General features: G+C 43.5%; 28 protein-coding genes. 11 read left to right on the forward strand and 17 right to left on the reverse strand.

What is annotated here, in order from left to right; genetic code table 11:
* Positions 1 to 308: 308 nt before the first annotated feature.
* Positions 309 to 1046 (forward strand): porin family protein, encoded by a 738-nt coding sequence (locus M1L62_RS09175; RefSeq protein ID WP_254412745.1) that lies wholly within the window; start codon positions 309 to 311, stop codon positions 1044 to 1046.
* Between the two features lie 67 nt (positions 1047 to 1113).
* Here the strand turns inward: M1L62_RS09175 and M1L62_RS09180 are convergent, their stop codons facing one another.
* Positions 1114 to 1548 carry a nuclear transport factor 2 family protein gene (locus tag M1L62_RS09180; RefSeq protein ID WP_254412746.1) on the reverse strand — a complete coding sequence of 145 codons (435 nt, stop codon included), beginning with the start codon at positions 1546 to 1548 and terminating at the stop codon, positions 1114 to 1116.
* A 236-nt stretch (positions 1549 to 1784) separates the two neighbouring features.
* On the opposite strand from M1L62_RS09180, the gene M1L62_RS09185 reads away from it, so the two are divergent.
* Entirely contained in the window at positions 1785 to 2180 is a 396-nt protein-coding gene (locus tag M1L62_RS09185) for a hypothetical protein (protein ID WP_254412747.1), read from the forward strand.
* Here the strand turns inward: M1L62_RS09185 and nadD are convergent, their stop codons facing one another.
* The 4 genes from nadD to M1L62_RS09205 form a co-directional block, all read right to left on the reverse strand.
* Positions 2181 to 2753, reverse strand: coding sequence for a nicotinate (nicotinamide) nucleotide adenylyltransferase (gene nadD / locus M1L62_RS09190; protein ID WP_254412748.1), 573 nt, complete (start codon positions 2751 to 2753; stop codon positions 2181 to 2183).
* 67 nt (positions 2754 to 2820) lie between these two features.
* Positions 2821 to 3390, reverse strand: coding sequence for a guanylate kinase (gene gmk / locus M1L62_RS09195; RefSeq protein WP_254412749.1), 570 nt, complete (start codon positions 3388 to 3390; stop codon positions 2821 to 2823).
* Between the two features lie 11 nt (positions 3391 to 3401).
* Positions 3402 to 3692: a phosphohydrolase gene (locus M1L62_RS09200; RefSeq protein ID WP_254412750.1), complete on the reverse strand. Its 291-nt coding sequence runs from the start codon at positions 3690 to 3692 to the stop codon at positions 3402 to 3404.
* An 88-nt stretch (positions 3693 to 3780) separates the two neighbouring features.
* Positions 3781 to 4380: a sigma-70 family RNA polymerase sigma factor gene (locus M1L62_RS09205; RefSeq protein ID WP_090336699.1), complete on the reverse strand. Its 600-nt coding sequence runs from the start codon at positions 4378 to 4380 to the stop codon at positions 3781 to 3783.
* Between M1L62_RS09205 and M1L62_RS09210 the strand changes: the two genes are divergently transcribed.
* Positions 4367 to 4552 carry a hypothetical protein gene (locus M1L62_RS09210; protein ID WP_254412751.1) on the forward strand — a complete coding sequence of 62 codons (186 nt, stop codon included), beginning with the start codon at positions 4367 to 4369 and terminating at the stop codon, positions 4550 to 4552. The genes M1L62_RS09205 and M1L62_RS09210 overlap by 14 nt on opposite strands.
* Positions 4553 to 4606: 54 nt before the next feature.
* On the opposite strand, the gene M1L62_RS09215 is transcribed toward M1L62_RS09210, so the two are convergent.
* From M1L62_RS09215 to M1L62_RS09225, 3 genes are all read right to left on the reverse strand, one after another.
* Positions 4607 to 5068 carry a hypothetical protein gene (locus M1L62_RS09215; RefSeq protein ID WP_254412752.1) on the reverse strand — a complete coding sequence of 154 codons (462 nt, stop codon included), beginning with the start codon at positions 5066 to 5068 and terminating at the stop codon, positions 4607 to 4609.
* A 38-nt stretch (positions 5069 to 5106) separates the two neighbouring features.
* The gene (gene mreC, locus M1L62_RS09220) at positions 5107 to 5946 is read right to left on the reverse strand and encodes a rod shape-determining protein MreC (RefSeq protein ID WP_254412753.1); all 840 of its coding nucleotides are present in this window, start codon (positions 5944 to 5946) and stop codon (positions 5107 to 5109) included.
* 75 nt (positions 5947 to 6021) lie between these two features.
* Positions 6022 to 7047, reverse strand: coding sequence for a rod shape-determining protein (locus tag M1L62_RS09225; protein WP_090336705.1), 1026 nt, complete (start codon positions 7045 to 7047; stop codon positions 6022 to 6024).
* A 176-nt stretch (positions 7048 to 7223) separates the two neighbouring features.
* On the opposite strand from M1L62_RS09225, the gene M1L62_RS09230 reads away from it, so the two are divergent.
* The 3 genes from M1L62_RS09230 to M1L62_RS09240 are packed head-to-tail and all read left to right on the forward strand — an operon-like array spanning position 7224 to position 10359.
* Positions 7224 to 8726, forward strand: coding sequence for a GH3 auxin-responsive promoter family protein (locus M1L62_RS09230; RefSeq protein ID WP_254412754.1), 1503 nt, complete (start codon positions 7224 to 7226; stop codon positions 8724 to 8726).
* Between the two features lie 19 nt (positions 8727 to 8745).
* A complete protein-coding gene (locus tag M1L62_RS09235) occupies positions 8746 to 9909 on the forward strand; it encodes a 1-deoxy-D-xylulose-5-phosphate reductoisomerase (protein WP_254412755.1) in 1164 nt (387 codons plus the stop codon).
* On the forward strand, positions 9910 to 10359 hold the full coding sequence (locus M1L62_RS09240; RefSeq protein WP_254412756.1) for a hypothetical protein: 450 nt from the start codon (positions 9910 to 9912) through the stop codon (positions 10357 to 10359). It abuts the gene before it with no gap.
* Positions 10360 to 10409: 50 nt separating this feature from the next.
* On the opposite strand, the gene M1L62_RS09245 is transcribed toward M1L62_RS09240, so the two are convergent.
* The 6 genes from M1L62_RS09245 to M1L62_RS09270 form a co-directional block, all read right to left on the reverse strand.
* Positions 10410 to 11174, reverse strand: coding sequence for a glycosyltransferase family 2 protein (locus M1L62_RS09245; protein WP_254412757.1), 765 nt, complete (start codon positions 11172 to 11174; stop codon positions 10410 to 10412).
* A 38-nt stretch (positions 11175 to 11212) separates the two neighbouring features.
* Positions 11213 to 12046 (reverse strand): glycosyltransferase family 2 protein, encoded by an 834-nt coding sequence (locus M1L62_RS09250; RefSeq protein ID WP_254412758.1) that lies wholly within the window; start codon positions 12044 to 12046, stop codon positions 11213 to 11215.
* A 20-nt stretch (positions 12047 to 12066) separates the two neighbouring features.
* Positions 12067 to 13041: a glycosyltransferase family 2 protein gene (locus M1L62_RS09255; protein WP_254412759.1), complete on the reverse strand. Its 975-nt coding sequence runs from the start codon at positions 13039 to 13041 to the stop codon at positions 12067 to 12069.
* Positions 13042 to 13116: 75 nt separating this feature from the next.
* Positions 13117 to 13935 (reverse strand): phytanoyl-CoA dioxygenase family protein, encoded by an 819-nt coding sequence (locus M1L62_RS09260; protein WP_254412760.1) that lies wholly within the window; start codon positions 13933 to 13935, stop codon positions 13117 to 13119.
* A 189-nt stretch (positions 13936 to 14124) separates the two neighbouring features.
* The gene (locus tag M1L62_RS09265) at positions 14125 to 15060 is read right to left on the reverse strand and encodes a hypothetical protein (protein ID WP_254412761.1); all 936 of its coding nucleotides are present in this window, start codon (positions 15058 to 15060) and stop codon (positions 14125 to 14127) included.
* A 90-nt stretch (positions 15061 to 15150) separates the two neighbouring features.
* Positions 15151 to 16032: a class I SAM-dependent methyltransferase gene (locus M1L62_RS09270; RefSeq protein WP_254412762.1), complete on the reverse strand. Its 882-nt coding sequence runs from the start codon at positions 16030 to 16032 to the stop codon at positions 15151 to 15153.
* A 231-nt stretch (positions 16033 to 16263) separates the two neighbouring features.
* On the opposite strand from M1L62_RS09270, the gene M1L62_RS09275 reads away from it, so the two are divergent.
* Positions 16264 to 17457, forward strand: a complete 1194-nt coding sequence (locus M1L62_RS09275) for a M20 metallopeptidase family protein (protein WP_254412763.1) — start codon at positions 16264 to 16266, stop codon at positions 17455 to 17457.
* Here the strand turns inward: M1L62_RS09275 and M1L62_RS09280 are convergent.
* Positions 17435 to 18187, reverse strand: a complete 753-nt coding sequence (locus tag M1L62_RS09280; protein ID WP_254412764.1) for a polyprenol monophosphomannose synthase — start codon at positions 18185 to 18187, stop codon at positions 17435 to 17437. The genes M1L62_RS09275 and M1L62_RS09280 overlap by 23 nt on opposite strands.
* 97 nt (positions 18188 to 18284) lie before the next feature.
* On the reverse strand, positions 18285 to 18608 hold the full coding sequence (locus M1L62_RS09285) for a DUF4296 domain-containing protein (protein WP_254412765.1): 324 nt from the start codon (positions 18606 to 18608) through the stop codon (positions 18285 to 18287).
* A 120-nt stretch (positions 18609 to 18728) separates the two neighbouring features.
* Here M1L62_RS09285 and M1L62_RS09290 point away from each other — a divergent pair, with 120 nt between their 5' ends.
* The 4 genes from M1L62_RS09290 (at position 18729) to rnhB (ending at position 22240) form a co-directional block, all read left to right on the forward strand.
* Positions 18729 to 19619 carry a DUF58 domain-containing protein gene (locus M1L62_RS09290; RefSeq protein ID WP_254412766.1) on the forward strand — a complete coding sequence of 297 codons (891 nt, stop codon included), beginning with the start codon at positions 18729 to 18731 and terminating at the stop codon, positions 19617 to 19619.
* Between the two features lie 135 nt (positions 19620 to 19754).
* Complete coding sequence (locus M1L62_RS09295) at positions 19755 to 20618, forward strand: hypothetical protein (protein ID WP_254412767.1); 864 nt, start codon at positions 19755 to 19757, stop codon at positions 20616 to 20618.
* Positions 20619 to 20621: 3 nt separating this feature from the next.
* Positions 20622 to 21641 (forward strand): VWA domain-containing protein, encoded by a 1020-nt coding sequence (locus M1L62_RS09300; protein WP_254412768.1) that lies wholly within the window; start codon positions 20622 to 20624, stop codon positions 21639 to 21641.
* On the forward strand, positions 21641 to 22240 hold the full coding sequence (rnhB, locus tag M1L62_RS09305; protein ID WP_254412769.1) for a ribonuclease HII: 600 nt from the start codon (positions 21641 to 21643) through the stop codon (positions 22238 to 22240). The genes M1L62_RS09300 and rnhB overlap by 1 nt, the downstream gene beginning before the upstream one ends.
* Here the strand turns inward: rnhB and M1L62_RS09310 are convergent.
* On the reverse strand, positions 22237 to 22752 hold the full coding sequence (locus M1L62_RS09310; protein WP_254412770.1) for a DUF2480 family protein: 516 nt from the start codon (positions 22750 to 22752) through the stop codon (positions 22237 to 22239). The two genes, rnhB and M1L62_RS09310, sit on opposite strands and share 4 nt — an antisense overlap.
* Between the last annotated feature and the right edge of the window lie 55 nt (positions 22753 to 22807).

The following is a 22807-nucleotide window of genomic DNA, read 5'->3' on the forward strand; positions in this document are numbered from 1 at the left end:
GCCGTCCCGAAAGGACGGCTTTTTTTGTGCACGACGGTGTCGGTTTTCTATCAGACCTTATCACGAATTATTTTGTAAGCCATTTTTGCAGTCGGCTATCAGCAATCGGCGGATCTACTCCTTTAATCGTTTAAAATTTTGTTCTTGACATTAATCTGAAAGCTGACTGCCGAAAGCATTATAAAGAATTCGTGATAATGTCTATTGACAGAAATTATTTACCACTTGTTTACTTTAATTGTTTGGAACTTTTATTTCTTTTGGAATAACTTTAACAAAACTAACTCACCGAAATAAAAGCCATGTTTATGATGAAGAAAACCGCCCGTCTGTTTTTGCCCGTTTTACTTTGCCTCTTTGTCAGCTCGTCATCCTGGGCACAAATGAGTGTGGGTTTGAAAACAGGTGTTAACTTATCAAATTTTTCATTTGATGAAGAAGACTTCTATGATTCCGGTTTTAGCAGTGACTCACCAGGATTTAAGACCCGGGCCGGATTTAACTTTGCTGTATTATTTAATTATGCCCTGACACCTACTATGAGTATTCAGGTTGAGCCTGGTTTTTCGCAGCGTGGTGCCAGGATTGATGAAACTGATGAAACTGTGCTCAGTGGCCAGCGGTACAGAATCGAAGGAAAGGGCAAGATTATTGCTAATTATATCGAAATGCCGATTTTGTTTCAGTATAAACCGCAATTTGGCAAACTGGAAGGTATTTTGTCTTTCGGACCGGAATTACGTTATCTGACAACACCCCTTAAATTTAAGAGCACAACTAAGACCTATTTAAACGGAGAACTTGTTTCGGAAGAAAAAGATAATCAATCTTTGAGCGGAGACGATGGCATACGGAAGTTTGATATCGGTCTTGTAGCGGGTGTAGGGGTAGCTTATCCGATTGGTTCGCTGAAAGTATTTGGCGAAGCCCGTTATCATTTTGGGATCAACAACCTGGTAGGGCATTTTGACGGAGCCGAATCAAAACTATATAACCGCGGAGCTTCCATTAACGTTGGGGTTCTTTTGCCTGTTGGTAAAAAGTAAATAACTGCGATAAAAAAATGGCTGCCAGGATTTTATTTCCCGGGAGCCATTTTTCATTTTTGAGAGATTATCTGACCGGCGTAAGCTGAACGGCTGAAACCTTCCAGCTTCCCCCTTTTTTAACAGAAACCACGGTGTAAGTTACCTCGTTTTGGAAACCGTTGTTTTCGATCTTCCCCTTCACATTCCATGTGCCTGTCACCACGCCTACGTCACCATAGTCACGGGTGCGGATGCCTGACGTTATACCGGTGTCAACCACGATATAACCCTGGGCAACTCCCTGGGATAACATATCACGGTCCACCTGCTGACCGTCGAAGCTTACGATGGAGAAATCGTCGGCCAGAATATTATTTAGCGCATTGCTGTCTTCGTCCAAAAGTGCTTTGAAAAAAGCATTCGAACACTCGGTTGCATCCTGCGGACGCGAGAAACTGGCCTGTGCGTAGGTGGTCAAAGAACCCATTGCAAGCAAACCGCAAAGCATTAATTTTTTCATAAAGAGTTTATTGATCGTGTTTTAGCAAATGTTTTGGGAAGCTGCAAAAAAGTCTGATGCTGTACAAATTTTTAGTGAAATGTTTATGGAAAAATAATGCGACCGGCCGTCGGCTGCTATTATGCGCAGAAGCCGACCGCAGATGGCCGAAAGCCGACAGCCCTAAAGTTTCCTCCCTTATGAATATATGATTAGATTCGCGTTTGTTTTACGGATCGATAGAAATACGAAAAAATATGATTAAGGTTAAATCGTGGATATGCCTGGCAGGGCTGTTTTTAGGGCTTGTAGCCTGTTCGACGCCTCCGGATACACTTGGTAAGCTTGACTTGAAAAAGTGGCGTGAGGACCGCGGAGGATGCAAGAGTGAGCGTTCTGTGCTGGTGGCTGATCTGAGAGGGGAACAAAAACAGTTATTGGGGAAATTTGCCGACGATATCGGAAAGATTCTTGGCCGTCCGGATATACACCAGCTGGGGGAACGGAATACGAAGTTTTATATTTATTTCCTGGAAAAGGGACCCCAGTGTGATGATATCACCAAAAAATCAGAGGCAAAAAAAGTAATATTGAAATTCAATGCAATTGGCTTGTTGTCGGAAATTAATTATCAGACTACCGTTTTGAAATAATCAGACATACAATTTCTTAACCCGGATCATTTCTTCAACCGGCTCGGAAACCATGTAACGGATGGATTTTCCATTTTTCAGACAGGCTCTCAGGTATGTGGCAGAAATGTCCAGCAGGGGAGCCTGTACGAATTTAACGGCGGGATGATCTTTAAAATGATGGGCTGACGAATTCGGCCTTGGGTATACGTATAAGCCAACGTATTCCAGAATTTTGTCGTGGTTTTTCCAATTCGGAAACTGAGCCAGATTATCTTCGCCCATGATCAGTTTGAACTCATGCTGAGGAAATTTTTCCTGCATCCTGACCAGCGTATCAATGGTATAACTGGGCTTTGGCATATGAAACTCTACGTCAGTCACTTTCAATAAAGCGTTGTCTGCAATAGCCCTTTGGACCAGATCGTAGCGGTCGAATTCATGAAGCAGGCTGCTGTTTTTCTTAAACGGATTTTGCGGGCTTACCACAAACCAAACCTGTTCAAGATCGGTCGACGTTACCATGGTATTGGCAATAATCAAATGACCGATATGTATAGGATTGAAGGATCCGAAAAACAGACCTATTTTCATAAAATAATATTTGGGAAGTCATGACAAAAATGACAAATTACTGACAAATGTATGACAGCAATCATTGTTATGCCTTAATAAATTCCTGAATCAGATCTTCCGCTTTTTTCAAAGCCTCATCCAGGTCATCATTAATCAGCACCGTATCAAATTCGTGCTCAAAACTTTGTTCATAACGAACCTTGGCAAGACGTGTTGCCATTGTTTGCGCTGTTTCGGTGCCGCGGCTGTTGAGGCGGCGTTCAATTTCAGCTTCCGAAGAAACTTTTACGAATACCGCCAGGGCATCTTTTTCGTATGCTTCCTTGAGTTTAAGGCCACCCTTGACATCCACATCGAAAACTACATGTTTTCCTTCATCCCAGAGCCTTTGAATTTCTGCTTTCAGGGTACCATAATAATTTCCGGCATACACTTCTTCCCATTCGGCAAATTCCTGGTTCGCAATCCGTTGTCTGAAATCTTCTATGGATAAAAAATAATAATCTTTTCCATCCACTTCATATTCACGTCTTGAACGCGTACAGGCTGAAACTGAAAATGCCAGCTGTGAAGAAAATTTATTTAAAAGATGCCGGACTATGGTAGTCTTCCCAGAACCTGATGGGGCAGAAAATATGATAAGCTTACCTTTCACGCGTAACCGGATTAACTATTTACTTTGGACAAAATGGTATCCAAAATGCTTTGTGGACAGGGCTTTTTCACGAGTTTGAGACTCAATGACTCTTTAATGCACTTTTCAAGACGATAAGCTTCGATACAAGGAAGGCATTTATCCATGTTTTCCCTGAAATGATCCTTTTCCGCTTCCGTAGCTTCATCGTCAAGAATCGACTGAATGATTTTCATACATTCAGCATGATGCTCGCAACTATGCTTCATGGGTTGTTTTTGCGCTTCTTCTGTAACAGAAGGCGTATGGGAAGATGCATTCATCACAAATTATGCTGGTAAATTGATTTTTGGAATATATATGTACGACTGTACCCTATAACTCATTTGTTTATGAAAAAAGTTTCATGAGTTAAGAATCATATCCCATTGAGCTCGCATAACTTTTCAGTTTTTCTTTCAAAAGGTTACGTGCGCGGTGTAATCTGGACCTTACAGTACCGATCGGAATGTCCAGAATTTTGGCCATTTCCTCGTAAGTAAAACCTTCAATGTCACAAAGAATAATCACAGTACGGAAGTCAACAGGCAGTGCATTCAATGCATTCGCCACTTCGTCTCCGATCAGTTCCTGCACGGCATCGGCCCGAAGGTCGACGGTGTAAGTAGTGTCAGAAGCTTCCTCTGAGTTATAAGTTGTTTCTACTTCCTGATAATCAACTTTTGAAGGTTCCTTGCTTTTTTTACGATAATCGTTGATAAAGCTGTTTTTCAGGATACGGAAAAGCCATGCTTTGGCATTCGTGCCCTGCTCAAAAGAAGAAATAAACCGGAAAGCTTTCAGGTATGTGTCCTGCACCAGGTCATTTGCATCGTCTTCATCCATGGTTAGGCGGAAGGCGAAGTTATACATGGAGTCTATGTGTGGCATGAATTCACGGTTGAAAATCTCGTAGCGGAGATCGTCGGTGTATCCATTAGTGGTGATCGATTCTGACATGGCAACTGACATAGGAATGCTGAATTTACAAAGATTATCAACAGCTCCAAATCGTACAAAGCAAATTTTGATGAACGGCGGTTATAAGTTCCTGAACTGCCATTATTTCGGGATGCACATTTTTTCGCTGAAAGGACTTTACCTGACATTGGTGATATCTGAAAATGCTATCACCGCTTATTGATGTATAAACATCAAATTTCGAGCCAGGTATATTTGGCACCGTCAAATTGTCAGGTTAACGTTTTGAAAAAAGTTCCAAAAGAACAATCATGATCAGTGTGAAGAGGGTGCTGGCTGCGATACGGATCAGTGTGTGCAATATCATGCCCAAATTATTTATCTCCATTAAGAAAAGCATGGCATGATGAAGCAGAATTAACGGAGCGATATAAGCCAGAAATGCGCCAATGCCCTGACTTCTAATCCCGATGTCAACACGTTCTGCGCCTTTGGACTCCATCTGGTACCGGATCAGAAACGGGCGGAGGTAAGCAATAAGTACGGTTGCAGCGGCGTGCATACCAAACGTATTTGAAAAAATATCAACCGTAAAGCCCAATGCAAAGCCGATAAAAAGCAGATACATCCGGCTGGTTTCGGCAGGAAGAATGAGAAGGCCTCCGACGTAAACAAAACAAAATGCGTAATTAAACAGAACCATATTGCGCATGAAGAAAATCTGCAGCAACAGGTACATGATCACCATTAAAGAATATTGTATTACCTCGCGTAAGCTCATTGACGTTCTCCTATACGTTGTTTTAGTGTTTCCTGTTCCCCAAGTTGCCGATTTTTCACCACATACACATAGGAAAGGTTTCTGAAATCCGTTGCTAATTCCAGGCTGATATTATAAAACGTCTGATCAGGATGCACCGTGACAGATTTAACCTTTCCCACCATAATGCCCGGAGGGAAAACGGAGTTCATATTGGAAGTTACCGCAGAATCTCCTTTGTAAACCTTGGTGTAACGGGAAACGTCCACCATATCGATAAAGTTAGGATCCTTCCCTGGCCATTTTGCAGTACCGATTTCATTGCTGCGAATCAGCTTGGACGACACCATAAATTGCGGATGCAGAATGGAGGTAATGATCGAATAATTTTTGGAACAAAAACGCACTTTACCAACCACACCTGTTGCCGATATCACACCCATATCCGGCTCAATGCCGTCATCGGTGCCTTTGTCGATCGTAATGTAATTATTGGTTCTGTTGGTTTCGTTGTCGACAACTTTGGCAACTGTGTAAGTAAACCTTGAATTAAATGCGGAGTCAGGCACATAACCTGCCGGCGCGTCTTTCGCGTTTTTCTGGCTTAATGTAGCAACCAGCGCATTTAGGCGGGCATTTTCATTCGCCAGGTCAGAGTTGATCTCTCCGAGGCGTGTGTATTCGCGGGCTGAATTTGAAAGAGAAAGTGTTTTGGCGACGTAATAATTGGATGTGTTGAAATACGTAGCGCCCCAATAAGAATTACTGCGCACGATTAACCACCCGCTGAAAATTTCCAGCAAAACGAAAACCAAAAAGAACCGATTCCTGGCAACGAAATCTACAAGCTGAAGCATGGGCTAATATGTTCACACGCAGTATGTCAGTTAAAGATCTGACCTTTTAACTGACATACTGTGAACGATCCGATACTACGAAATCAATACGGGTTTGTACAATTCCAGATTTTTAAGAACCTCACCGGTTCCCTTAACAACCGCCTTTAACGGATCGTCTGCAATGTGTACTGGTAATTTAGTTTTTTGGGAAATACGTCTGTCCAAACCGTGGATCAAAGCGCCACCACCTGTAAGCCAGATACCGTTTTTGAAGATATCAGCCGAAAGTTCAGGAGGAGAGATTTCCAGGGCTTTCATCACGCCTTCTTCAATTTTAGATATTGATTTATCCAATGAATAGGCGATTTCGCTATAAGTAACGCGGATTTCTTTTGGAATACCCGTCATCAAGTCACGACCGCGCACCTGATAATCTTCCAGTGCCGTATCCAGTTCCGGAGAAGCTGAACCGATAGCCATCTTAATCAACTCAGCTGAACGCTCACCAATCAAAAGATTGTGCTCGCGACGCATGTAGTCAACGATATCTCTTGTGAAGACATCACCGGCAATACGCACAGACTGCTCGCAGACAATACCGGAAAGGGCAATGACTGCAATTTCGGTAGTACCACCACCGATATCAACGATCATAACACCATTAGGCTGTGTGATATCAATACCAATACCGATTGCTGCTGCAATAGGTTCGTGGACCATGTAAACTTCTTTGGCTCCTGCATGCTCACATGAATCCTTTACGGCACGTTTTTCAACTTCAGTGATTCCCGATGGTATACAAACAACCATGCGGTGGGATGGTGTGAAAAAACGGCTGCCGGTATCGATCATCTTGATCATACCGCGGATCATCATTTCCGCAGCGGTAAAGTCGGCAATTACGCCGTCTTTCAGGGGACGAATGGTTTTTATATTTTCATTCGTTTTTTCATGCATTTGCATCGCTGTGTGGCCTATCGCTAACACCTTGCCAGTGGTTTTATCCATGGCAATAATGGACGGCTCATCAACAACTACGGTATCTTTATGGATGATCAAAGTATTGGCCGTACCCAAATCAATCGCAATATCACTTGTCAAAAAATCAAACAATCCCATATATATTTTTAAAATTTTCGCTCACTTTGATTTCAGGTGTGCAAAATTACAGATTATTACCCACAAACAAAGGCATTTAACAAATTTCGCTAAGGGGATGATTTTTAGCCTTTCGGGTGGTGTGATTTGCGCTTGTAGAATAGAATTTATAAATCCTGTGTACATTTGTTTTTACTATGGGAATCAGAGCACTTTTGAGCCAGCCGCTGGCTAAATATATCGTAGAAGAACAGCAAAACTGGATCGCCAGAAGTACGGAAGTACAGGAAGAATGGCGAACGAAACTGGTTGAAAAAGCCGCAAATACTCAGTTTGGGAAAGATCACTTTTTTAAGGACATTCATACCTACGAGGATTTTAAAAATGCGGTGCCTGTAAGGGACTATGAAGACCTGAAAGGATACATCGCTCATCTGAAAGCAGGGGAGTCGGATATTCTCTGGCCCGGCAAACCACTTTATTTTGCAAAAACGTCCGGCACAACGTCCGGCACTAAATATATTCCGATCACGAAGGAATCCATCCCGAATCATATTAATTCGGCCCGTAATGCGATTTTAAGCTATATCGCTGAAACTAAAAAGGCAGAATTTCTTGATAAAAAACTGATCTTCCTTTCCGGAAGCCCTGTGATGACCGAAACGGGTGGCGTGCTGACAGGCCGTTTGTCAGGTATTTCGAATCATCACGTCCCGGCGTATCTGCGTGCAAACCAGATGCCAACCTATGAGACGAACTGTATCGAGGACTGGGAGACGAAATTGGATAAAATCATTGACGAAACCATTGATCAGCCCATGTCACTGATCTCCGGAATTCCGCCGTGGGTACAGATGTATTTCGACAGGATTATTGATCGCACCGGAAAAAAAATCAAGGATGTTTTTCCTGACTTTTCCTTATTCATTTACGGCGGTGTTAATTTTGAACCTTACCGCGCGAAACTTTATGAGTCTATCGGAAAAAGGATTGATTCCATAGAGTTATATCCTGCTTCGGAAGGTTTTTTTGCCTATCAGGATTCTCAGAAGGATGAAGGACTGCTTTTGCTGCTGAATTCGGGCATTTTCTTCGAATTTATTCCGGTTGAAAATTATTTTGACGAGAATCCGAAAAGGTTGTCGATCAAAGAAGTTGAGGTAGGAAAAAATTATGCAGTTGTCGTAAGCAGCAATGCCGGGCTTTGGGGTTATTCGATTGGAGATACGATCAAATTTGTTTCCACGAACCCTTACCGCATTCTGGTTACGGGCAGGATAAAACATTTTATTTCTGCTTTTGGTGAACACGTCATTGGAGAAGAAATAGAAAAGGCGCTTCGGTATGCCATGGAAAGGCATCCGGAAGTGGAAGTGGTGGAATTTACAGTGGCACCGATGGTATCACCGAATCAGGGCACATTGCCATACCACGAATGGTTTGTCGAGTTTGCGACAATGCCTGTGAACATGGAGCAGTTTGTTCAGGATATCGACCGCCGGTTGACGGAATTGAATGTTTATTATGACGATCTGATCAAAGGAAGTATTCTTCGCCAGTTGGTGATGACGCCTTTGCGAAAAAATTCATTTATAGATTATATGCGTGCCAGTGGCAAACTGGGCGGGCAAAATAAAGTACCAAGACTTTCCAACGATCGTAAGATAGCCGACGAGCTAACGAAAATGAATGCGTTGTAAAGTTTAATATTAAAATAACATGTCAAAGAAAAGAATAGCCATTTTGGGTTCCACGGGATCAATCGGAACGCAGGCACTCGATGTAATTGAAGCCAATCCTGATGTTTTTTCCGTGGAGGTGCTGACTGCTCAGAACAATGCAGATTTATTGATCGAGCAGGCAGTGAAATTTGCTCCCAAAGTAGTGGTTATTGGCAATGAATTATTGGCCGACAAAGTTACCGCTGCCCTTGCCTCATTCCCCATTACGGTTTATTCCGGAAACTCCGCGCTGGTTTCAGTCGTGGAATCCGATTCTATTGACATTGTCCTGACGGCCATGGTAGGTTACGCCGGACTCCTGCCTACGATTCACGCGATAAAAGCGGGCAAAAATATTGCCCTTGCTAATAAGGAAACGCTGGTGGTGGCCGGTGAGCTGATCACCAACCTTGCCAGGGAAAATAACGTCAGCATTTATCCTGTGGATTCGGAACACTCGGCAATCTACCAATGCCTGGTTGGAGAAGAAAAAAATCCGATAGAAAAAATTATCCTGACAGCCTCAGGCGGACCCTTCCGAGGAAAAGATCGTGCTTTTTTGGCAGCTGTTACCAAGCAGCAGGCGCTCAAACATCCAAATTGGAGTATGGGGGCCAAAATCACCATCGATTCGGCTACGCTGATGAATAAGGGCCTGGAAGTTATTGAAGCCAAATGGTTGTTCGATCTTTCCGCGAGCCAGATTGATGTGATCGTACATCCGCAGAGTATCATTCACTCGATGGTGCAGTTTGCAGACGGGAGCATTAAGGCGCAGATGGGTTTGCCTGACATGAAGCTGCCGATCCAGTACGCACTGCATTACCCTTACCGTCTGAAATCTTCTTTTCCCCGGTTTGATTTTACAGCATATCCGTCTCTGACCTTTGAAAAACCTGACCTGGAAACATTCCGTAACCTGGCGATTGCCTATGAAGCGCTGGAACGGGGTGGAAACGCAGCCTGCATTGTCAATGCGGCAAATGAAATTGCTGTGGAAGCATTTCTTCACGACAGGATCAGTTTTTTAGAAATATCCGATGTGATTACAGAATGCATTGCCAAAATTGCCTATATTGAAAACCCGGCATATCTTGATTATGTCGAAACGAACGAAGCTACAAGGCGCTTTGCCCTGGAAATGATTCAAGTAAAAGTATAAATGAAAGCCATTTTTTTGAAATATATATCTGTTGCACTCGCCAGTACATTGAAGTTTTTCGGAGGCCCTATAACGGGGGTTATCCTGCGTCTGAATTGGGTTGAAACGGCTGTTTGCTCTATTGCAGGCATGATGTTCAGCGTCCTGGTGGTAACCTACGTAGGGAAAGGCATTCAGGCACTTTTAAAAAAATACAGAAAGGAAACGCCAAAGAAATTCAGCAAGACAAATCGTATTGCTGTGAAAATCTGGAAGAAATTCGGGATTATCGGCATTGCGCTATTAACCCCTCCTTTGTTTACACCCATTTTTGGTACTGCACTGGCTGTTGCTTTCCGTGTGCCAAGAACTTCAATCTTTTTATGGATGACGCTCAGCGCATTGGGCTGGGGCTTTTTCGTCTCCTACATTGCGCACAAAATGACTTTTATTCAGGAATGGATAAAATAAAAAAGCGCACATCGCTGTACGCTTTTTGAAAATCTATATTTGTAGTCTTATTATCTGCTGACTTCTTTTTTCGGCGCGACCGATTTTTTCATGTAATCACCACGGGAGAAAAATTTCTCGATGAAACAGTACATAAGAATGAAGAAATAGCGGCTACCCATTTCTTTAATTTTTAATTTCGATTCGCCATATTTTCTGTTCGTCCAGCTGTTCGGAACAACGGCGTAGTTGTAACCACGTACAATTGATTTTAAAGGGAGCTCAATCGTCAGGTTGAAGTGAGGAGCAAGAAAAGGTTTTATCCCGTCAATTGTCTCTCTTTTGTAAAGTTTGAAAGCGTTCGTTGTATCGTTGTATTTGATACCCATCACCATGCGCACGATGAAATTAGCTACACGGTTGATGACTTTTTTCAAAGCCGGATAGTCAATAACTTTTCCGCCTTTTTCCCAGCGGGAGCCAAAAACACAGTCATAATCACCTTCCAGCATCTTGAAATAATATTTGACAAGATCCTCAGGATCATCGGACATATCGGCCATAAATACGGCAACACAGTCTCCGGAAAATCTTTCAAGGCCGAAACGGACGGCATAACCAAAACCATTCGGGCCGGGGTTTGTCTGATAAACCAGTGTCGGCATTTCAAGGGAAAGCTCATCAAGAACACGCAGTGTTCCGTCTTTTGAGTTATCGTTCGTCACGAAAATTTCGTGAGGGATGTTGTACTTATTTAAGGTATTGTAAAGTGACCTTAGGGTGTCAGTAATAGATTCTTCTTCGTTATATGCTGGAATTACAACACTTAGCTTCATGTATGTCTGGATTGAAAAACAGTACAAATTAAAGATTATTATAGCGAACTGCCAATTTTTTCTAATTTTTCGAGTTGTTCCTCATACCGGGCAACCGTCCGGATAATCGTCTTGTCATATTTTTTGTCCAGCCACACATTTACATTTTCAAACATTTCCTTTCTGTTTCTCAAAAACCAGGTATTACTGTGTGAATGTACGTTGCTGAGCCCTGCACTGTGTTTGCGGTACACGCCCATGACCTCAGGGAGGTAACCAATTTTCCCTTTTGCGGCCAGTTGAATGCTTAAAGCCCAGTCGCCCGCCGCAGCATTTGCATGCCAGTCAGCAAAACTTTCAGTTAGGAAATAATTGCGGTATAACCAGCTTGCCGTTGCCATAAACCATTGATCTTTAAGGATATCGTCGATGGTGGAGGTCGGTGGCTGCGTGTCCTTGTTGAAATGATGGCTCGGAGAACCGTCTTCATAAGTAACCAGCACGTTATGGTGACAAATGGAAAACTCAGGATGATTTTCCATAAAATCCACCTGTTTTTGCAGTTTGTACGGGTCCGTCCAATAGTCGTCGCCTTCGCACATGGCCACGTATTCGCCACGGCAGGCTTTCAGCAATTGCAGGACATTGTTTCTTCCCGCGAATTCCCGGGGCTCAACAGGGCCCTGGTTTTCGGCGTGTAAAAATGCCCTGATCCTACCCGGATTTTGTTCTGCAAAAGCGCTGATGATGTCCTGCGATCCATCTGTGGAGCCATCGTCACCGATCACAATTTCAAATGGAAATGTTGTTTTCTGATTCAGAGCACCTTCCAGCATTTGCGAGATATAGTGCGCATGGTTAAAAGTCGGGACGCAAACAGAAACCTTGATCATAGTCTTGGGAGTGAAATGATTCAATGACTTGACTGGCGGATTTTATACGGTAACAAGGCAAAAAAGCTATATGTGCTCATGATCCATTTTGGTAAAATGTAATCACGGGTAATCTCTTTGCATTCAGCCAGGTCGGCACCTTTCATAAACAGATAGTTTGCTGCCAGTGCTGCTTTTTTGAAATAACTTCCGGACAATTGTCTGGCATCCAGCATCATGCGGTAATATCTCGCGATATTCCGGCGCATTGATTTATCGAATTTATAATCTGTTTCCTTGTTGATACCTTCATACATCATGATCCGGTTTGTCAGAAAGCGCTCGTCGCGGTAATGGTCTTTAAAACTGGCACCGCCTTTGTTCTTCCTGTATACAGACATCAGTTCAGGAACATATCCGATAGGGCCATGTTTTGCCAGAATGACATAACGTGGAATATCCCCACTGGTTGACTTCAAAAACCATTCCGGATAATACATCAGATGATTTTTAAACATCACGGCTGAGGTTGCCATAAACCAGATTTCATCTTCTCCGATCAGGTCTTCTACCTCGATTTTTTTCTTTTGGTCCGGACGATTCACCTCAACGGATGGAGAGCCGTCTTCAAATGTAATCAGCGCATTATGGAAACAGGCGGAATAGTCAGGATGTGAATCCATGAAATCGACCTGCTTCTGAAGCTTGTCCGGGGAGGTCCAGTAGTCGTCACCATCAAGCGGAGCAATGTATTGGCCCTGCGCCAGTTTAAGCGTTTCAATGGTATTGAAAAGGCCGTTCTGTCCCAAATTTTTGGGATGCAGCACGGCCTTTACTTTATTGGGATAACGTTTTTGATAATCTAAAATAATATCTCGTGCTCCATCCGTCGAAAAATCATCTCCAACAAGAATTTCGTAATCGAAATTTGTTGTTTGATTTAAAGCGCTTTCAATGGTATCGCCGATAAAAGCCGCCTGGTTAAACGTAAGTATAACGACACTTACTTTGATCATAATATTTTATTGTCAATAGATTAGCTGATATTCTTCACGTGTCTTTTACCCGAAATGGCCTGCGCCGGAATTTTTTCAGCTAAATACATTTTGCAACTGCTGCACACTTGGGAAATTAGGTGTGACAAGCTCTTTTTCAGGGGCATAAATGTATGCCATCGGATAACCGCGCTCGATAAATGTTGGCTCTTCCAGGTTGTTGTAACGCAACTGAACCGACCAGCGAATGTTGTTGGTAATGTTGTTACCGGATTGGTGAACAAGAAAAGCCGAGAAAACCAGGATATCACCAACCGAAAATTCTGTCTGAATAAAATCTTCATCCTTGATACCCGAAGTGATTCCACCCTGATAGCCGGAAGTGTTTGATTCCTGCAACCCTGTCTTGTGACTTCCCGGAATGACCTGCAAAGCGCCGATATCGGCTCCGGCATCAACCATCGGAAACCAGATCACCGTGCTGTCCAGTGAGCCCTGGCCGGTGCGCCAGTCCTGATGGGCATCCAGTTTCCAGTGTTTGCTACCGTCTTTTGATAAAAAACGACTGTTAAACTGCATAGCCGGACGGGCTCCGATGATCGGATTTTCCAGGCCTACTTGTTTTAAGAGGTTTTCGATCTGAGGGTCAACGCCCAGTCTGTGAAGTGAAAAAGAATGCTGAACGGTTTTTCCGGTATTTACGAAAGCGTTAAAGTCTTTTTCGAAAAATTCAAACATTGCATTTTCGAAAGCGTCCTTATCATCAATGTCTACGGATCTTCCGGTTACTCTTTTGATCTGTGCAGCGAAGATTTTACGGGCTTCTGTATAGATCGAATTGATTAAATCTTTATCTAAAAAATTGCGCAGGATAACGTATCCGTCGCTATTGAATTGCTGCTGAAGTGTGCTCATTTTTTATTGATTTTGCGATTTTGAAAAAATGAAAATAGATAAGTGTATAATTATGTTTACTGACCTGAAAACCAGAAATCTACATAAACATAATTATACCGATATCCGCTTATTTGTTGCACGCAAATTTATAACTCTTTTTGAAGTCAAAATAATGACTTTCGTTATTCTTTTTTATGATTGGAAAACTTAGTCTTCCCAAACAGCATAGGCAAATCCGGCGGCGCCGAAACCATTGCCGTTATACAGCAGATATTTTTTGCCGTTATGCTCGTAAAAATTGGCGTAATTGATCATCTGGTAATCGAAATCTTCCGGATTATCAGATTTTCCAATACCCACCAGATTATCTTTCCTCACCCAGTTTTCTCCGTCTGCCGACTCAGCATAACCCAGGCGATAGCTTTGGTTACGGTCTGTCCTGTAATCACGGGTGTGTCTGTAAGAATAGTACATTTTGTAGATGCCATCTTCTTTGTACACACTCGGGCGACCTACTGCGTGAAGGAAATCATCAAAATCAAGCGTCGGAATATCGCTGATATCCCAGTGGATTCCGTCTTTTGACGTTGCCGACTGACCACGGTAAAATGGCTCAGGATACCCGTGAATGTATTCACACTTATGTCCGGAAATGTACCACATCCGCCATGTTCCGTCGTCTTCACGGATCACCGACGGCTGTGCAGCCCAGATCGGGTTTTGAATGCTGCGGTCCATAATCGGGCCTTTGAACATTTTTTCAAAGGTTAACCCGCCGTCATGACTGACAGCAAGTCCCATGGAAAGACGATAGGAATCGTGCGTTCTGTTCCAGCCTGTGTAATAAAGCCAGATATCGCCATTGGGCATATCAACGAACCAGGCCGGCATGGCACCGGTTTCGTCGTATTCGCCGGGGCCACCCAATTCCAGGACAGGCTTATCGTGTATGTAAAGGATCTTGGAAGGATCCTCGTAATCTACGTCAATAAATGTAGGCCTGGACTGACCATTGGCATCACGCGATGAAAAATAGACGCGTAAAAAATCTTTATGCTTGTAAGCAAACGGAACCTGTGCATGCGAAAGGCTGTGCGGCAAAGTTCCATCGGGCTTATATACAACTCCCTTTTTAACCCACATATGTATAATTTTTTCAAAGCATTGCCTTTCGGCAAATCAGTTGCAGTTTATTACGGCTGCAAAATCAATGAATGAATAGAATCAACTTAATTATGCCTCTGCTTTTTCAGCACGCAGGCGCCAGTTATCTACAAAATCTTTTCCTGGAATCGGCAGGTCAATGTCAACTTCCGGTGCTTTTGCCGTTACGGTGTATTCCATTACATAAAAAGCGTTACCAAACACATAGTGTAATTTGAAGTTTTCTATGTTGGCAGGGACATCTTCAAGAGGTACCTCAGCACGGAAAAGCGGGTTCGCTTTCAATAAAGTAGCATACGTAGGGGTGTTCCGTAACCATGGCGCAACACTTTCATCTCCCACAACAACTTTTCCGCCAGGACGGACAACGCGCGTCAGTTCGTCAAATGCTTTTTTTCTTTCCGAGAAAGTATTGATACCGCCAAAATGGAAAACAGCATCAAAGGTATCGTCAGCAAATGGCAGGTAAGAACCATTGCCAAGGAAATAATGAACATTGACATCCTCAGCAGGAAGTTTCTCCTGAGCCAGTTTAAGCATGTTCGGAGATAAATCTGACAAAACAGCAGTTCCCCCCGGTTTAACTTTTTCAAGAATCAGGGCAGAATCTTTTCCTGTTCCGGCTCCAACTTCCAGTGCTTTCATACCTGGTTTCAGGTCCATCAGATCAATAAAGAAGCGACGTGTGGCTGCTTCGTCTGAGTGGTTCAGCGTTTCAAAAACCCAGGAAACACCTTTGTCATAACGAAGAAATGCCTGATCGTATAGATATTGCTCATGAGCATCACCCGGAAGTAATTCTTTGGGATAAAGCATATTAACAATGCCAGTATCACCTACTTCATATATTGTACCATCTTCACTGGTAAGCGTTTTGCCGTCTTCGGCGATTGTCAATGGACTGCCGGTAAGCGGACAAACCAACGCTTTTAGAAAATCCTGATGCGTCATTATGTTTTTTGCTATATTGATGTATTAAGCCAAAATTACTTTTTTTTCTTAGAAGTACTTTAAAATTAGACACCCTTGTTATTAAAAGGGCTGCATAAATCTGCTGATTTTTCTCAAACCTCAGCATCCCGCATTCAGCCCGATTCTATTTCTTTGTACCTTTGGATCGCTTTTGCCTGAATACCTCACGGTTCAGGCATTCTCAAAACTCTCAATTTTCTCTTTGTACCTATGTTTGACCTGCAACAAAAAATAAAGTCACTCGCGAAAGACCAGGCGGCCAGTGTTATTGCAAATCGCCGGCATTTACATACCAATCCGGAGCTTTCTTTTGAGGAATTTAAAACTGCACGTTTTGTTGCAGAAGAACTTCGCGCAATTGGCCTTACACCACAGGAAGGCATTGCCGGAACGGGACTTGTTGCACTGATTGAAGGAAGAAATCCAGGGAAGAAAATAGTTGGTTTGCGGGCAGATATGGACGCTTTGCCGATTGTGGAAGCAAATGATGTACCTTACAAATCACAGGTACCCGGCGTCATGCATGCATGCGGACATGATGTGCATACGGCGTCTTTACTGGGTACTGCCCGAATTTTGAATCAGGTAAGGGATCAGTTTGAAGGTACCGTGAAGCTGGTTTTCCAGCCGGCTGAGGAAAAGGCACCGGGCGGCGCTTCACTAATGATCAAAGAAGGTGTGCTGGAAAATCCAAGACCGGCCAGTATGGTTGGTCAGCACGTGGCACCGAATATTCCTGTTGGTAAAATCGGTTTCCGTGAAGGCATGTATATGGCCAGTACCGATGAATTGTATGTTACCGTGAAAGGAAAGGGCGGACATGCAGCCGCACCTGACCAGTTGATCGACCCGATTTTGATCGCTTCGCATATCGTTGTGGCCTTGCAGCAGATCATCAGCCGTTACCGCAAACCTTCCAATCCTTCGGTTTTATCTTTCGGAAGATTTATTGCGGACGGTGTTACGAATGTCATTCCAAACGAGGTGACCTTGCAGGGAACCTGGCGTTGTATGGATGAACAGTGGCGCGAAGAAGGTTTACGGAAAATGAAAAAAATGGCGGAAGGAATGGCCGAAGCCATGGGAGGCAGCTGTGTTTTCGAAATCGTGAAAGGGTATCCTTTCCTGAAAAACCACCCGGAATTAACCCGTCGTGTCAGAACTGCGGCTACCGAATATATGGGTGCAGAAAATGTTATCGATCTTGACCTATGGATGGCCGGCGAAGATTTTGCCTTTTATTCGCAGGTCGTTGATTCTTGTTTTTACAGACTGGGCACGCGTAATGAAGCCAAAGGGATTATCTCTGGCGTACATACACCTACTTTTGATGTCGATGAAACATCGCTGGAAATAGCACCAGGACTGATGAGCTGGCTGGCTATTGCTGAACTTGCTTTTTAGCAGGAATATATCTTTTAAAATAGCTGTTGATTTTCAGGCTGATTACGCCCAGAATAGCTTCTTTAAAAATTCCCGGAGACATTTTAGAGGCTCCTTTTGTCCGGTCTGTAAAGATGATTGGAACCTCTACAATGTTAAATCCGAACTTCCACGAATTGAATTTCATTTCAATCTGAAACGCATACCCGATAAACCGGATCTTATCCAGGTCGATCGTTTCCAGTACCCTGCGTGTGTAGCAGATAAACCCGGCGGTAGGGTCCATGATCTGCATGCCTGTTACCATCCGCACATAATATCCTGCAAAATAAGACATCAAAACCCGGCTGATCGGCCAGTTTACAACATTTACGCCGGTGATATAACGGGAGCCAATGGCGGCGTCGTGACCTTGTTCGGCACAAGCCTGGTACAAACGGATCAGATCTTCCGGTGGGTGTGAAAAGTCGGCATCCATTTCAAAAATGTACTCGTAGCCCTTATCCAATGCCCATTTGAAGCCATGGATATAAGCAGTTCCGAGGCCAAGTTTGCCTTTTCTTTCGACCAAATGAAGTGATTCGCCAAATTCTTTCTGTAATTCCTTTACCGCAGCACCGGTTTGATCCGGCGATCCATCATCAATAATCAATACATCGAAAGGCTTCGAAAGGCTGAAAACCTTTCTGATGATCGCTTCAATATTTTCTATTTCGTTGTAGGTGGGGATTACTACAATACTGTGATTCACTGTGGTTCAAATTAGGGTTACAGAAATAGATTTGCCGGTTATTTTAAACGATTGATCTTATAACTGGTGTCTTTGCTTTTTGAACATTTAACTTTTTTTAAAGTTTGATGTCCTTTTTTTTCTCCCGAAGCTCAATTTTTTTGGCAACCTGCTCATAAATCCGGGTCATATATTCCGGATGAGTCATGTAATAATCGTAGCTGCTGCGGTATAAAACCGTATCTACCTTATTTTTCTGCCAGATCTGTTTTTTCAGCTGGTCAAATATAAGAATCGAAGAATCGAGAGATTTCAATTGTAAACGCGTCACACGGGATTCTGCGATATGTATATCAGTCAGAATATCGGCCATTTTTTCCTCTGAAAGCGTGCCTTCCGGTGGTTTTTCTTCCTTAGAGCAGGCCGCAAAAACGATTGCCATACTTCCTGCCAGTATTAAACTGAACGAGAAATTAATAATCCGTCGCGTCATAATTCTCAAAATACCTATCTTTGTTTAGCTGCTCTAAGGTACAAAGGTGGTAATTTTTTCGGAAAACATATGTTTGAACTGTTTTTGGGGAAACTCCGAAAGTATGAAATACGGATGAGGAAAGCGGTCACGAGTGAGCGGCATGGAAACTTTCATTCGGTTTTTAAAGGTTCCGGTCTGGAATTTGATGACCTCAGGCTTTACCAATACGGAGACGATGTCCGGGCAATTGACTGGAATACTTCGGCCAAAGGACACGGTACTTTCATCAAGATTTTTAAGGAAGATAAGGAGCAAACCGCTTTTTTCATGCTGGATGTAAGTGCGTCCCAGCAAGTCGGAGAGGCGAGCCGTTTGAAAATTGATATTGCCAAAGAGATTTGTGGCGTATTAACATTGTCGGCAATCCAGGAAGCGAGCAGGGTAGGACTGCTTTGTTTTTCGGACCGGAATGAGCGTTATATCCGCCCTTCCGACGGCATGAAACATGGATACAGTGTTTTGTCAGAAATCTACAAACTGGTTCCCGAATCAACGAAAACGAGTATTTCTGAGGCTATTTTAGTGGCTTTGAATGTTTTGAGGAGGCGGAGTCTGATTTTCTTGATATCCGATTTTATTGATGCCGATTACCAGCACAACCTTAAAGCACTGGCCCGGAAACATGATCTGATCGTGATCCATCTTTATGACCTGCGCGAAACAAGCCTGCCGAAACTGGGGATTATTCCGCTTTATGATGCTGAAAAACAACGGACAACCTGGGTCAATACTTCATCCAAGCACTACCGGGACGATATGACCAACCGTTTTCAGAAAAGAAGTGCAGAACTGGAAAAGCTTTGCCGCCAAAACCGGGCTGATTATATTTCGATTAACACCCAGGAAGATTATGTTCCCGCACTTATTCGTTTATTTAAGGTAAGGCGTTATGCGAAAAGTGGCATGGCTTCATCCTGACAGGAAAAATATATTAAACTTATTAAATGGTTAAAGAAATTGTCGTTTACTGCCGGTATTGATCCCTTTTTCAAGAGAATTTTTTTCGCGTTGTGCTGCTTTCTGACTGGACTTGTGCTGTCAGTACAGCCGCTCATGGCGCAGAATAAATTACCGGACGGGAAGTTTTTATCGGATAGTATCGAGGTCGGCAAACCGTTTTTTTTCTCTTTGAGTTTTTTGCATCCGTCCCAGACCGAAGTTTTTTTTCCCGATACGAGTTATAATTTTTCTCCCTTCGAAGTAATTTCCAAAAAAAATTTTACAACCAGAACCGATAAACGGGGCAGTCTCGACAGTGCCGTGTATCAGCTGGTTTCTTTTAACGTTTCGCGGGGACAATCTTTAAAAATGCCGGTTTTTGTTTTTAAAGGTAAAGACAGAGATTGTACGGCGCTGTTTAGCATTACGGACACAATTTTTTTACGAAAAGATAATTTTCAGGGTATCACCGACACGACGTCACTGAAACCTGAACTGGGCTTATTGCCGTTGAGCCATGAGTTTAACTTTTCGGTATTTTTCGGGTTTGTTGCTCTTGCGATAGGTGTGGCCGGTAGTATTTACTGGCTTTTTGGAAGTGACATTTATAAACAATGGCAGTTGCTCAAATTGCAGCGCAGACATATCGAATATAACCGCTCCTATAACCGTCTGCTCCGGAATGCGAAAGAGCGGGAAGATATCAAGGATGCGGAAAAAGCGATTATTGTCTGGAAAAATTATCTGGAAAAACTGGAAAAGAAACCTTTTGCTACCTACACGACCAGGGAAATTATGGATAATTTGCCGGATGAAGGACTCGCCGCAGCCCTGAAAAATATGGACGGGATTATTTACGGACAGGTAAAGTCCAAGGATATGGAAAAATCGCTGGAGGTTTTGAAAGCTGGCGCGATGCGCCTCTATCGTAATAAACGGAGGAAAGTTTTAGAAGGTAATGTATCTGCCGATATTTAAGTTATGGAAGAATGGTTGTCGCCGAGATGGTTTACGTGGGATGTCCTGAGGTCATATGAATGGGCCTATCCCTATTTCCTGTATGCTTTGCCGGCCATTCCGTTTTTGTTTTGGCTGAGAAGTGCGTTTCACCGGCAGCACCAGCAGCGGCTGGTTATTACTTACAGCGCCGAACATGCCCGCAAGGATTGGTTCACCTGGCTTCGGTTTTTACAACCCGTTTGTGTGGCTTTGGCGCTTGTCCTGATACTGGTTGCATTAGCCCGTCCCCAAATTGTAACGGAACGAACGGATAAGTTTTCAGAGGGGATCGATATCATGCTTTTGCTGGATATATCGGATTCGATGATGGAAAAAGACCTGAGCCCAAACAGGCTGGAAGCGGCTAAGCTGGTGGCGCGCCAATTTATTAGAGGCCGTTTGCAGGACCGTATCGGGTTGATCATTTTTGCCGGGGAAGCCGTTTCGTTATGCCCGCTTACGACGGACTATGAGCTGTTGTATGGTTTTCTGAATGAAATTCAGCCAACCATGATTCCGATAGCCGGAACAGCCATAGGAAGTGCCCTGGCCGTGGCGGTAAACCGGATGCGGGAAACTTCGGGCGAAAGCAAAGTGGCGATCCTGATCAGCGACGGGGATAACACTTCCGGAAATTTGGGCCCAACGACGGCTGCGCAGCTGGCAAAAGCTTTTGGTGTACGGGTTTACAGTATTTCGGTAGGCAAAACGGTTAAGGTTGTGAAAAAGGACACTTTAAATATTTCGAATGCCCTGGTGGATGAAAGCGAGCTGCAAAAGATTGCTGCGTTGGGGAACGGGAAATATTTTCGGGCGACGGATAATACCGCTTTGGGAGCCGTTTTTAAGCAAATCAACCAGATTGAGAAAGTAAAATCCCGGAATGTAGTGTCGCGGGATGTGAGTGATTATTATCGTATTTATCTTTATTGGGCTATTTTACTGCTTCTCATTGCTCTGAGCACGAAGAGCACGTTTATGGCCAATATTCTTGAAGACTAATGTTAAAGGCTTTTTATAATAAGGACGTCCGGGAGGCGGGACTGGATGAGGTTGGCAGAGGTTGTCTGGCCGGGCCGGTTGTGGCTGCGGCGGTAATTCTTCCACCCGACTATTTTCATCTTTACCTCAATGATTCCAAACAGCTTACACGCGTTCAGCGGGATGTTTTGCAGAAGGAAATTATGCAGGAGGCCATAGCCTGGGCTGTGGCAGAGGTTGATAACTTTGAAATTGACCGGATCAATATTTTAAAGGCAAGTTTCCTGGCTATGCATTATGCCGTGGACAAGCTGCATACCAAACCCGAACATTTGCTGGTGGACGGAAACCGGTTTACACCTTATCCGATGATCCCTCATACCTGCATCATCAAAGGTGATGCGCATTACTTATCCATAGCGGCAGCTTCCGTTTTGGCAAAAACCTACCGGGATGATTTGATGAGCCGGTTATCGGCACAATTTCCTCACTATGGCTGGGAGACCAATGCGGGTTATCCCACCATTCACCATCGGAAAGCGATAAAGTTACACGGAACCTGTCAGCACCATCGGATGAGCTTCAGGCTGCTGAAAGAAGAAACGACAGAAGATATTTAAACTTTTGGTTTTTTGTACAGCGGAACCGTGCTGCAAGGTTCTCCAAACATGAGACTTTGCGCCACAGGTTTCAAGAGATTGGTGATGGAAACATAAGCAGAAATGGGAACAGGCACTTTGCTGCACCCCTTAACCACTACTTTTTTTCCACTAAATTCTTCGGGATTAATTTTGCCGATGGCATCAGAAAAGAGCTTATCTTCCAGAGCCGCCAAATCTCCGAAAACAACCGCATTGGCATAAGGTTCAAGCTGAATGGCCAGCAACATATAGGCCCAGGTGGGGACGATGGCGTCTTCCGAGCAGATAATGGCTACATTTTTGCCAGAGTACTGGGTCCAGTCGTGCGCTTTGAGAAAGTCACGGAAATCCTTTTCTTTAAGGATCATACCCATGAACAAATTATCTTTTATATCATAAAGCACGCGGTCGCCCGGGTGGTATAGTTCTTCAAGATCAAAGGAAATAAGACCACTGGTTGCGACACGGTTGACAATCTCTTCAGTTTGCATAGGAAATTCTGCTGTTTGCATAGCATAACACGAAATGAGGGCAGTTTGTTTTCAT

The sequence above is a fragment of the Dyadobacter diqingensis genome, assembly GCF_024220585.1.
In the GTDB taxonomy this organism is placed as follows: Bacteria; Bacteroidota; Bacteroidia; order Cytophagales; family Spirosomataceae; genus Dyadobacter; species Dyadobacter diqingensis.